The 10,612-nt window shown below is 67.1% G+C and carries 13 protein-coding genes; 4 read left to right on the top strand and 9 right to left on the bottom strand.

What is annotated here, in order from left to right; translation table 11 throughout:
* The 4 genes from LQT98_RS24135 to LQT98_RS16070 form a co-directional block, all read right to left on the bottom strand.
* Positions 1 to 98: NAD(P)-binding protein (locus tag LQT98_RS24135; protein ID WP_331282557.1), on the bottom strand; the 98-nt coding region annotated here is incomplete at its 3' end.
* A gap of 7 nt (positions 99 to 105) precedes the next feature.
* Positions 106 to 951 (bottom strand): presqualene diphosphate synthase HpnD, encoded by an 846-nt coding sequence (hpnD, locus tag LQT98_RS16080; RefSeq protein ID WP_048409761.1) that lies wholly within the window; start codon positions 949 to 951, stop codon positions 106 to 108.
* A 77-nt stretch (positions 952 to 1,028) separates the two neighbouring features.
* Positions 1,029 to 1,841 (bottom strand): squalene synthase HpnC, encoded by an 813-nt coding sequence (gene hpnC / locus LQT98_RS16075; RefSeq protein WP_231463519.1) that lies wholly within the window; start codon positions 1,839 to 1,841, stop codon positions 1,029 to 1,031.
* Positions 1,842 to 2,071: 230 nt separating this feature from the next.
* Positions 2,072 to 2,320, bottom strand: a complete 249-nt coding sequence (locus LQT98_RS16070) for a hypothetical protein (protein WP_231463518.1) — start codon at positions 2,318 to 2,320, stop codon at positions 2,072 to 2,074.
* Here LQT98_RS16070 and LQT98_RS16065 point away from each other — a divergent pair.
* From LQT98_RS16065 to LQT98_RS16055, 3 genes are all read left to right on the top strand, one after another.
* Positions 2,319 to 3,005: a substrate-binding periplasmic protein gene (locus tag LQT98_RS16065; RefSeq protein WP_231463517.1), complete on the top strand. Its 687-nt coding sequence runs from the start codon at positions 2,319 to 2,321 to the stop codon at positions 3,003 to 3,005. The two genes, LQT98_RS16070 and LQT98_RS16065, sit on opposite strands and share 2 nt — an antisense overlap.
* 149 nt (positions 3,006 to 3,154) lie before the next feature.
* Complete coding sequence (locus tag LQT98_RS16060) at positions 3,155 to 4,267, top strand: class II histone deacetylase (protein WP_231463515.1); 1,113 nt, start codon at positions 3,155 to 3,157, stop codon at positions 4,265 to 4,267.
* A gap of 55 nt (positions 4,268 to 4,322) precedes the next feature.
* Complete coding sequence (locus LQT98_RS16055; protein WP_231463513.1) at positions 4,323 to 5,177, top strand: MoaF C-terminal domain-containing protein; 855 nt, start codon at positions 4,323 to 4,325, stop codon at positions 5,175 to 5,177.
* On the opposite strand, the gene LQT98_RS16050 is transcribed toward LQT98_RS16055, so the two are convergent.
* Positions 5,144 to 5,950, bottom strand: coding sequence for an SDR family NAD(P)-dependent oxidoreductase (locus LQT98_RS16050; protein WP_231463511.1), 807 nt, complete (start codon positions 5,948 to 5,950; stop codon positions 5,144 to 5,146). The genes LQT98_RS16055 and LQT98_RS16050 overlap by 34 nt on opposite strands.
* Positions 5,951 to 6,047: 97 nt before the next feature.
* Between LQT98_RS16050 and hpaR the strand changes: the two genes are divergently transcribed.
* A complete protein-coding gene (gene hpaR / locus LQT98_RS16045; protein ID WP_231463509.1) occupies positions 6,048 to 6,530 on the top strand; it encodes a homoprotocatechuate degradation operon regulator HpaR in 483 nt (160 codons plus the stop codon).
* Positions 6,531 to 6,629: 99 nt separating this feature from the next.
* Here the strand turns inward: hpaR and LQT98_RS16040 are convergent, their stop codons facing one another.
* The 4 genes from LQT98_RS16040 to LQT98_RS16025 all read right to left on the bottom strand — a co-directional run.
* Positions 6,630 to 7,208 carry a DUF3156 family protein gene (locus LQT98_RS16040; RefSeq protein ID WP_231463506.1) on the bottom strand — a complete coding sequence of 193 codons (579 nt, stop codon included), beginning with the start codon at positions 7,206 to 7,208 and terminating at the stop codon, positions 6,630 to 6,632.
* A complete protein-coding gene (locus tag LQT98_RS16035; protein ID WP_231463505.1) occupies positions 7,189 to 8,694 on the bottom strand; it encodes an APC family permease in 1,506 nt (501 codons plus the stop codon). Before LQT98_RS16035 ends, LQT98_RS16040 begins: the two co-directional genes overlap by 20 nt.
* 163 nt (positions 8,695 to 8,857) lie before the next feature.
* The gene (locus LQT98_RS16030; protein WP_231463502.1) at positions 8,858 to 10,189 is read right to left on the bottom strand and encodes an aspartate aminotransferase family protein; all 1,332 of its coding nucleotides are present in this window, start codon (positions 10,187 to 10,189) and stop codon (positions 8,858 to 8,860) included.
* 37 nt (positions 10,190 to 10,226) lie between these two features.
* The coding region (locus LQT98_RS16025) for an aldehyde dehydrogenase family protein (RefSeq protein WP_231463501.1) at positions 10,227 to 10,612 on the bottom strand (386 nt) is incomplete at its 5' end.

Genomic DNA, 10,612 nt, shown 5'->3' with positions numbered 1-10,612 from the left:
GCCTCGAACACCGTCAGCTGCGCCCGTCCGGCCAGTTCCACCGCGGCGGCGAGGCCGGCCCAGCCGGCGCCGATCACGGCGATGCGCGGCCCGCTCATGCGCGGCTCACGGCCGGTAGCCGAAGGTCCAGGTTTTCCATGCCAGCCACAACTTGCGGATGGGGGTCAGCGACAGGCGCTGATTAAGTACCTTGGCCGGCCCGTCCAACTTGATTTCCTCCAGCGTCGCGCGGTAGATCGCCGCCATCAGCAGGCCGGGGCGCTGCGCCTTGCGGTCCGCCGCCGGCAGCAGCTCCCAGGCCTGGCGATAGTATTGCTGCGCGCGCTCGATCTGGAACTCCATCAGCGCCTTGAACGCCGCGCTCTCTTCGTAATGCAGGATGTCCATCGCCGGGCAGTTGAAGCGCTGCAGCTCCTCCATCGGCAGATAGATGCGGTCGCGGCGCGCGTCCTCGCCCACGTCGCGGATGATATTGGTCAATTGGAAGGCGATGCCCAGCTCATGCGCGTATTCCAGCGTTTTCTCGTCGCTGTGGCCGAAGATGCGCGCCGCCAGCTGGCCCACCACGCCGGCAACGTGGTGGCAATAGCGCAGCAAGTCCTGGAAGCGCTGGTAGCGCACCATGCTCAGGTCCATCTCCATGCCGTCTATGATCTCCTCCAACTCGCGCTGCGGCAGGCCAAAAGCCCGCACATGCGGCTGCAGCGCCTGCATCACCGGGTGTTCCGACCCGCCCTGGTAGAGCTTGGCCACCTCGCCGCGCCACCAGGCCAGCTTGGCGCGGGCCACGCCGGGATCGTGGCATTCGTCCACCACGTCGTCCACCTCGCGGCAGAAGGCGTACAGCGCGGTAATCGCGCGGCGTCGCGGCTCCGGCAGGAAGCGGAAGCTATAGTAGAAGCTGGAACCGCTGGCCGCGGCCTTGTCTTCGCAATACTGATCAGGCGTCACGCGCCACTCCTGTCCAAGCGGCGGCGGTCCCGGCGGACCGCCATCCGTCAATATTCTTCATCATCGCGCCGCAGCGCTCATTTCGCGCGCAGCGCGCGCCACGACATATAGATCCAGTCGCGCCAGTTCAGCACCGGGCGCCGGCGGAACACATCGCCGCCGGAGTCGTGCAGCTTCTTCAGGATGCGCTCGCCGCCCAGGATGATCAGTCGCAGTTCCAGCCCCATCCTGCCCTTCAGCACTTTGCCCAGCGGCGCGCCGGCCTGCAACATCTTGCGCGCGCGCTCGATCTGGGCGCGCATCATCGGCTGCCACAAGCCGCCGGCGTCGCGCGCGGCGATCTGCGCCTCGCTCACGCCGAAGCGCTGCAAATCCTGCTGCGGCAGATAGACCCGGCCCTTGCGCCAGTCCAGCTCCACATCCTGCAGAAAGTTGATCAATTGCAAGGCCGTGCAGATGCCGTCCGACATCGCCAGCGAGCGGCGATCGCCCTCGCTGTACAAGGCCAGCATCAGCCGCCCCACCGGATTGGCCGAACGGCGGCAATAATCGGCGAGTTCGCCGAAATCGCGATAGCGGGTGGTGACCACGTCCTGGCGGAAAGCCGACAGCAGATCATGAAACGGCTGCAAATCCAGGCCATGCTCGGCCACCGCCGCCGCCAGCTCGCGCATCATCGGCATTTCCGGCGGCTGGCCGGCGCCTATGCGCGCCAGTTCCGCGCCCAGGAAGTCCAGCTCCGCCAGGCGCTGCTGCGGCGTGTTGTCGCCCTCGTCCGCCACATCGTCGGCATAGCGCGCGAAGCGGTAGATCGCATGCACCGCGCGGCGCATCCGGCGCGGCAGCAGAATGGAGCCCACCGGAAAGTTTTCGTAATGCCCTACCGACATCGGCTTGCTTCCTGTTGAATGGCTGGCGAACTGACGATTATAACCGAGCCCCCGGCGGGCTCCTATGCCGCCGGCTGCGCCGGCTCCGGAAAATTATCCAAAAAAAATGGCGCCGGCTATTTACAAGAATCGGAGCCTGCCATATACTGCGCAGCACTGTGAAACGCAGCCGGTGCGGGGGTATAGCTCAGTTGGGANNTCCCGCTTACCTCCACCAAAAAAACTGCGAATCACGATTGCGCCAGACCATGCAGCTGGCGGCGAAACCAGCCGATTCTACGCGAATCGGCTTTTTTGCGTTCATTCCTGTCCTTTCCTTGCTTGCTTTTTCCCCCGCGCCGCAAAAAACTTGAAGAGCCGCCACCCTCAAGCCCCGCCACCATGCCGCGTTTTCGTCTTTGCCTCTTGCTTGCGCTGTTTTGCGCCTTTGCCGCCGCCGCGCCGTCGCCGGACAGCGTCCGCCTGTGCACCGAGGACATGGAGTCCCCGCCGTGGCGGCGGCTGAATGGCCCCAGCCTGAGCCTGCTGATGCTCAAAGCCGCGGCCCGCACCGCCAAGGTCAAACTGGAAATCCAACAGATGGCCTGGACCCGCTGCCTGAGCGAGGTACAGAACAATCAGCTCGACGGGCTGTTCGAAATCAGTTTCAAGCCGGAGCGGCTCGTCATCGGCGTCTTTCCGATGAAGGGCGACGCCGCCGACCCGGCGCTGCGCATGCATACCGACGGCTATAGCCTGTACCGGCTAAAAGGTTCGAAACTGGGCTGGGATGGCCAGCGCCTCAGCAATGTCGACGCCGCCATCGGCGCCCAAACCGGCTTCTCGGTGATTGCCCAGCTCCTGGCGCTGGGCGCGCAAGTCGACGACAGCTCCCGCGACCCCGAGCAGAACCTGAACAAGCTGCTGGCGCGCCGTCTCAGCGGCGTGGCCTTGCCGACCCTGGCTGGCGACAGCCTGCTGGCTGGCAACCATGCCTACCGGGACCAGATAGAGAAAGTCGGCCCGGACCTGGTCTCCAAACCTTATTACCTGATTTTTTCCCATGCTTTCGCCGACAGCAGGCCTCAACTGACGCGCCAGCTGTGGGACGCCATCGCCCAGACCCGGGAAACGCCCGACTACCGCAAGGCGCTGCAGGACGCGCTGCGCCGGCTCAAGCACTGAAGCCGGCGGTGTTGCGCCGGGCCTATCCCAAATCGGCAAAGCCCGAGGCCGGCGCTTGCCGCGCCCGCTGGATGCTGCCAGCCTGCTCCAAGACCTCGCGCAGCCAGCGCGTGCACACCAAAACCGCCGCCACTTCACCGGAGCCCGCCATGCCGCCGCGCACCGCCTTTTTCTTCGACGAACTCTGCCTGTGGCACAGCGCCGGGCAACACGCGCAAATCCTGCCGGTGGGCGGCTGGGTGCAGCCGCCTTCCGGCGGCGGCCACGCAGAATCGCCGGACAGCAAGCGCCGCTTGAAAAGTCTGATGGACGTGTCCGGTCTCAGCGCCCGGCTGCAAGTGCGCAGCGCGCCGCCGCTGGATGAGGATGATCTGCTGCGCGTGCACACACCCGCCTATCTACAACGCTTCCAGGCGCTCAGCGACGCCGGCGGCGGCATCCTGGGCCAGCAAGCGCCGATTGGCCCTGGCAGTTATGAAATCGCCAAGCTGTCCGCCGGCCTGTGTTGGGCGGCGGTGGACGCCCTGCTCTGCGGCGAGGCGGACAAGAGCTATGCCTTGTCGCGTCCGCCCGGCCACCATTGCCTGGCGGACGCTGCAATGGGTTTCTGCTTTCTGGCCAACGCCGCCCTCGCCGCCGAATTAGCCATCGCCCGCCACGGCCTGCGCCGCGTCGCCATCGTCGACTGGGATGTGCATCACGGCAATGGCAGCCAATCCATTTTCTATCGCCGCGGCGATGTGCTGACCATCTCCCTGCATCAGGATGGCTGTTACCCACCCGGCTATGGCGGCGCCGACGACCGCGGCGAGGGCGAAGGCCTGGGCGCCAACCTCAACATCCCGCTGCTGCCCGGCGGCGGCCACCAGGCCTATCTGGACGCGATGCGGCTATTGGTCCTGCCGGCGCTGCGCCGCTTTCAGCCGGAGCTGATCATCGTCGCCTGCGGCTATGACGCCAATGCGCTGGATCCATTGGCGCGGATGCAGGCGCATAGCGACACCTTCCGCGCGCTGACCACGCAGTTGGTCGAATACGCCGATGCCGCAGCCGGCGGCCACCTGGCCATGCTGCACGAGGGCGGTTATTCCGAAGCCTATGTGCCCTTCTGCGGCCTGGCCGCGCTGGAAGCGCTGTCCGGCGTCCGCACCCCGGTGGAGGATCCGCTGCTGGAGCTGGTCGTCGCGCAACAGCCGGGCGCGGCGATGCGCGACCTGCAAACGCGGCAGTTGCAGGCGCAGGCCGAACGCCACGGCCTTTAAGCCGCGGACATCAAGACCCCCGCGCCTGTTATCCGCCAACCAAAGGAGCCACCCAATGCAAGACATCCTCCCCAGCTTCATTCAGGTCGGCGAGCTGGCCGACGGCTTCGCGCCGGACAGTCTGGCGCCGCCGCATAGCAAGGAACTGGACGGCAATAATCTGCTGCTGTGCTTCGACGACAACAGCGCCGCCGACTGCCGCTTCGACAGCGAGGGCCGCGCCCACGTCGACATCGTGCGCCCTGGCCTGGCCTCGGCGCTGGCCGAGGTCGACGGTTATCACGCGTCCAATTCGCTGCGCCCCGGCGTCTTCTTCATCGACTTCCGCCACGGCGGCGACGCCCGGCTCTCGCTCAGCCTGGCGCTGGACCTCGGACGGCAGTGCTGCACCCTGGTGAGCGGCAGCCTGCCCGACGCCGCCGATGTCAGGCTATCCGCCTTTGAACGCGCCGAGCGCGAGCTGGAACAAAGCGGCGTCGCCGTGAGCTTCGCCCACGGCGCGATCAACCGTCCGGCGACGGAAGCGCCGCCGCCGGGCTGCGGCGAACTGGTGGGCATGCGCAACCGCTACCGCTACAGCCCCACCGAGTGCTACGAGCATATTTACCTGAACGACCATTTCTACGCCTGGCACTGTCTGGAAGGCGTGGAGCAAGGGCTGGCCGACGTCGATCGTTGCCACGGCTTCCAACTGGCGCAAGGGCTTTACCTGTTTGTCTGGCGCGAAAAAATCATTCCCACGCTGGGCGTGCTGCTGATCGACCTGGAGCGGATGCAAACCGACGGCAAGATCTTCGGCTACCAGGGGCGGGACTTCGGCGCCAGCCGCAGCTTCCGCGTGGGCGCGCGGGCCAGCGTCGTCAATGTCGTCCCGGCTCAGCCCGCAGCCTCCGCCGCCAGCCGCGAATAAGCCAGCGTCGGCACATCCACCGCGGTGGCGCCGCCGTCCGCCGCCAGCCAGGCCCCATGCACGATGGCGGCTTCATCGGACAGCAAGAACCGGCACACCGCGGCCACCTCCTCCGGCTCCGCCGGTCGCCGCAGCGGCACATCGGCGCTCACGCGCCGGTAAGCTGCCTTCAGGTCCTCACCATACGCTGCCATTAGCGGCTGCATTTCCAGATCCGCCATCGGCGTGCGCACCCAGCCGGGACAGACCGCGTTGACGCGCACGCCGGCCGGGCCGAAGTCCTTGGCCAGCGAGCGGGTCAAGCCCAGCAGCGCATGCTTGGCCGTCACATAGCCGCAGGCCTCCGGCACGGCCGCCAGGCTGGCGATGGAGGCCATCAGCACCATGCTGCCGCGCTGGGCGATCAGGTCCGGCAGGCAGGCGCGCGCCGACACAAAGGCGGTGTCCAGATTTACGCTCAGCGCCGCGCGCCAGGCCGTGTCGTCGGTCGCAAGCGCCGAGCCCATGCCCAAGCCGCCGGCGCAAGCCAGCAGCCCGTCCACTCGCCCCCAGCGCGCGTGGATGCGCGCCAACGCGTCCGTCCAGTGCGCGCCGTCGGCGGCGTCCCCGGCCAGTGCCAGGCCGCCGGTTTCCAGCGCCAGCGCCTGCAGCGGCGGCTCGCGCCGGCCGATCAGCGCCACCCTGGCGCCCTGGCTGGCGAACGCGCGCGCGCAAGCCGCGCCTATGCCGGAACCCGCCCCGGTAATCACGATCACTTTATTGTGCAAGGACATCGCATTCCCTCCTGATCTCATGCGTGGCGGACACTGTCGCCTCCGCTTTGATTAAGCTATACAATGTTAACTTATTAACTTTACCGAACGCCAGCCCATGCCAAGTCCGCAGAACAGCCAACATCCGCAATTGCCGCAGCGCCTGTTGCTGGCACGCGAAGCGGTGATGTCCTATTTCCGCCCAGTGCTCAAACACTTCGGCCTGACCGAGCAACAATGGCGGATCTTGCGGCTGTTGGCCGAGAACGGCGAGATGGAAGCCGGCGTCATCGCCCTGCGCGCCTGCATCCACGCGCCCAGCCTGACCGGCATTCTGGTGCGCATGGAAAAGGCTCAGCTGGTGCATCGCGCCCGCGATTGCAACGACAACCGCCGTCTGATCGTCACGCCCACCAGCATGGGCAGAACGCTGACCGAACGCATCCTGCCCTTGACCCACGCCTGCTACCAGCAGATCGAAAACCATTTCAGCGCCGACAAGCTGCACTTGCTGCTCAGCCTGCTGGAGCAACTTGAGCGCCTGCCGCTGCCCGCGCCGCGACCAGCCCCCCAGAATCTGAGACGAGGAGAAAGCCGCTGAGAAAGCGGAATGTACTCGTGGTACATCAACATTTCGAAGCGGTAGCCACCGTGTCACGTTTCACGATGCGCAGCAGATCGTAAACAGGTTCTTAGAACCTCAATTCAACGCCAGCAACACCCGTCGGCAAGCCGCCATACTGGCCAGCAACGCCAGGCGCTGGATAGGTCCCAGCCGGATATAACGCCGCAAGGGCGGCAGCAGGCACACCACTTCGCTGGCGCCGAAGGGCTCGATCAGCAAGGACCAGCCATCAACCCCGCCCCGCAGCTCGCAGCGGCGGAAATCCAGCGGCATCAGCGCGGCGCGCACATCGGCGTCGGCGCGCAAGGCCTGCAATAGCGGCGCCAGCCGTACCGCGTCGCCGGCCAGCAAATCCACGGCGACGCCCTGCCGCCGCCAGGCGCCGCGATGGCGCAGGCGGATGCGCGCGGGAACCGGATCGGAAACCGGCAGGCTCAGGCAGAACTCGCAAGCCACCAGATGCGCCATCCAGCCGGCCTCCACCCGCTCCCGCACCAGGAAGGACCAGACGCCGTGCGGAAACGCGAAGCTTTGCTCCGCCGCGGACGCCGCCTCGCCTTCCAAGCCGGGCCAGTCGCTGCGCAGCCGCGCCAGCGTCGCGCCGGGACGGTAGCCGCGCGGCCGCGACCAGGCCTCAACCAGCCGCCGCCACACGTTCCAGCTCCCGCCGCAGCGCTTCGTCCTCCGGCTCGCTCAGTTCCGCGCGCAGTATCTGTTCCAGCGGCACCGGCCGGAAAGGGTTGACCTTCTGCACCAGCACGGTCCAGAGCAGCGCGTACAACAGGGTCAGCCCCAGCATCAGGCCGAAGGGCGCGTAAATGTCGCGCGCCTGCATGCCCGGCGGCGTGATGAAACAGATCGCCAGCACGATGCCCAGCGCCGAGCCGATCTGCGGCAGCGGGAACCATGGCGAGCGGTAGGCGCGCGGGAAGTCCGGCCGCGTCAGCCGCAGCCGCACAATGGACAGCGTCACCAATAGGTAGGCGACGCCCCAGGAGCAGACCGCGGCCAGCACCAAGGGCATGATGCGCTCCAGATCGCCGCGGATCAGCCAGGCGTGAACACAGGGAATCAGCACCGCCAGCCCAATGCCGCACCACGGCGTCTTGAAGCGCGGATGCAGATAGGCGAAACAGCGCGGCAGCGCGCCGTCCTGCGCCATGCCATACAGAATGCGCGGCAGCGCCGCCATCAGGGTGTTGATCGTCGCCGCGCCGGCCAGCAGCAGGCCTATGCCCAGCCAGATCTTGCCGAACGGCCCCATCACCCGCTCGGCGAAGGCCGGCAGCGCCATCGGCGTGTCCAACAGCCTGGGGCCCGCCGGCTGGGCCGGGTCCAGCGGCAGATTGGCCACCTGCCGCGTCATCGCCGCGCCGAACAGCAGCATGGCGACGGCCACGCCGCTGAGCCCCAGCTTCAAGGCCCGCGGAATGGCGCGGCCGGAATCGCGCAGCTCCGGCGCCAGCGGCGTCACCAGCTCGGCGCCGACGAACATGAACATCGCCATGCCCACCAGGCTGAGCAGCAGACCGGGATCGCCCCATTGCAGCGGCGCGCCGAACCAGCCGCCCAGATCCACCGCCGGCGCGCGCAGCAGGCCGGCCACGCCAAAGGTGGTCAGCGTCGCCCACATGCCGAAGGTCAACACCACTTCGGCCTTGCCGAACACGGTCACGCCCAGCGCATTCAGCGCGCCGAAGGCGATCACCAGACCCACGCCCACCGTCCAGGCGCTGCCGCTTTTTTCCAGCATGGTGTTCAGATGGTCGAAATTCACCAGCGCCATGATGCCGGACAGAATGGTCTCGGCGGTGCCGGCGAACACATGCACCAGCAGATAGGCGGACAAGGTGCCGGCAATGGCCAGGCCGCGGCCCAGGCCGGCGCTGATATAGTCGTAGACCGCGCCGGAAGTCGGCAGCATCGCCGCCGCCTCGGCGAAGGTGGTGGCCTGGGCCAGCATCATCAGATAGGCGATCAGCAGCGCCAGCGCGAACGTGCCGCCGGCCATGCCGAAGCCGCTGGTGGCGGTCAGAATCACCGGGCTGGCCATCACCACGCCCACCGCGCTGGCCAAGGCCACCGGGAAACCCACTACGCCGCGGCTCAGGCAGCGGCTCAAGCATTCTTGCATCGACATTGCGTCTCCTCCCTCTCTCTTGTCACCGCTCCGGCCTTCGCTCTCCGAGCGCCTGTTCAATACCCACCGCGCTCAGTGAAACCTTGCGCGCCAGGCTTTGAACAGGCCCTGACTCCGGCGCAGTGCCGGCGCGGTCAACTCGTCCCCGTTCGGGCCAGCCGGCTCAGGCCTCGGCCAGCCCGGCCTCCAAGGCCAGCGCGATGGCGTCGGCGTGTTCGCGCTGCAACACCAGCGGCGGCGACAGGATGATCTTGCTGCCCACCGGCCGTACCAGCACCCCGGCCTGGCGCGCGATCTCGGCCACCTTGTCGGCATAGCCGCTTTGCGGGTCTATCGGCTCGCGGCTGGCCTTGTCCTTGACCAGGTCCAGCGCCAGCATCAGTCCCTTGCCGCGCACCTCGCCCACCGCCGGATAACGCTCCGCCAGCGGCAGCAGCCTGGCCAGCAGGTAGTCGCCCATTTCCGCCGCCCGGGCCGGCAGATTCTCTTGCTCCACGATGCGCAGATTGGCGATGGCGGCGGCGCAGGCCACCGGATGGCCGGAATAGGTGTAGCCGTGCATGATGGCGCCGCCGAAGTCCTGGTTGGCGGCGAAGGCATCGGCCACGCGCTGGTTGACCACGGTGGCGCCCAGCGGCACATAGCCGGAGGAAATGCCCTTGGCCAGGCACATCAGGTCCGGCTTCACCCCCCACAGCCGGCTGCCGAACATCGAACCGCTGCGGCCGAAGCCGGTGACGATCTCGTCGGCGATCAGCAGCACGCCGTATTTGTCGCACACCTCGCGCACCCGCGGCCAATAGCTGGCCGGCGGCACGATGACGCCGCCGGCGCCCTGGATGGGCTCGGCGATGAAGGCGGCCACGGTGTCCGGGCTCTGGAACAGGATTTCGCGCTCCAGCATCCGCGCGCAGATCTCCGCCAGTTCCTCCGGGTCCTCGGTGAAGGGATTGCGATAGGGCCACGGCGTTTCCACATGGAAGCAGCCGGGCAACAGCGGCTCGTAATTGCGGCGGAACACCGTGTTGCCGTTGACCGAGGCGCCGCCGAAGTGAGTGCCGTGATAACCCTGCTTCAGCGCGATGAATTTGACTCGATCCGGCTGGCCCTTGACGCGCCAATACTGGCGCGCCAGTTTCAGCGCGGTTTCCACCGCGTCCGATCCGCCGCAGCCGAACACCACCCGCGCCATGCCCTCCGGCCGCAGCATCTCCATCAATTGCGCGGACAATTCCTCGGCGCGCGGGTGGGAAATGCCATCGAAAAGCTGGAAATACTCCAACTCGTCCAGCTGGCGGACGATGGCCTGCTTGATCTCGGCGCGGTTGTGGCCGACATTGACGTTCCACAAGCCGGCCACGCCATCCACCAGTTGGCGGCCCTGATCGTCGTACACATGGCAGCCGTCGCCGCGCACGATGCGGATGGGCTGGCGCTGCTTCATCGCGTTGGGGTGCAGCATCGGGTGCCAGAAACGGGCAGTGTCGTAAGACATGTCTTTCTCCTGAATGAAAGTGGAAGCGCGTCCGCGCTCAATGGGCGATGCAGACCGACTTGATCTCGGTGAAGCTCTCCACCGCGCCCTTGCCGAACTCGCGGCCGATGCCGGACTCCTTGTAGCCGCCGAAAGGCAGGCCGGGGTCCAGCGGGATGTGGCTGTTGACCCAGACCGTGCCGGCCTGGATGCGCGGCACGATGTTCAGCGCCGCGCTCAGGTCCTGGGTCCACAGGCTGGCGGTCAGTCCATAACGCGTGTCATTGGCCAGCGCCACCGCCTCGTCCACGCTGTCGAAAGGCACCGCCGCCAATACCGGGCCGAAGATCTCCTCGCGCGCCGCCACATTGTCTGGCGCCACATCCACCAGCAGCGTGGGCTGCACGAAGTAGCCGGGCAGCGCCGCCGCGCCGCCGCCGGTCA

The sequence above is a fragment of the Chromobacterium aquaticum genome, from assembly GCF_021129195.1.
GTDB classification, from domain to species: Bacteria; Pseudomonadota; Gammaproteobacteria; order Burkholderiales; family Chromobacteriaceae; genus Chromobacterium; species Chromobacterium aquaticum.
The sequence above is the reverse complement of the archived record's forward strand: the minus strand, read 5'-3'. Positions and strand labels throughout refer to the sequence as shown.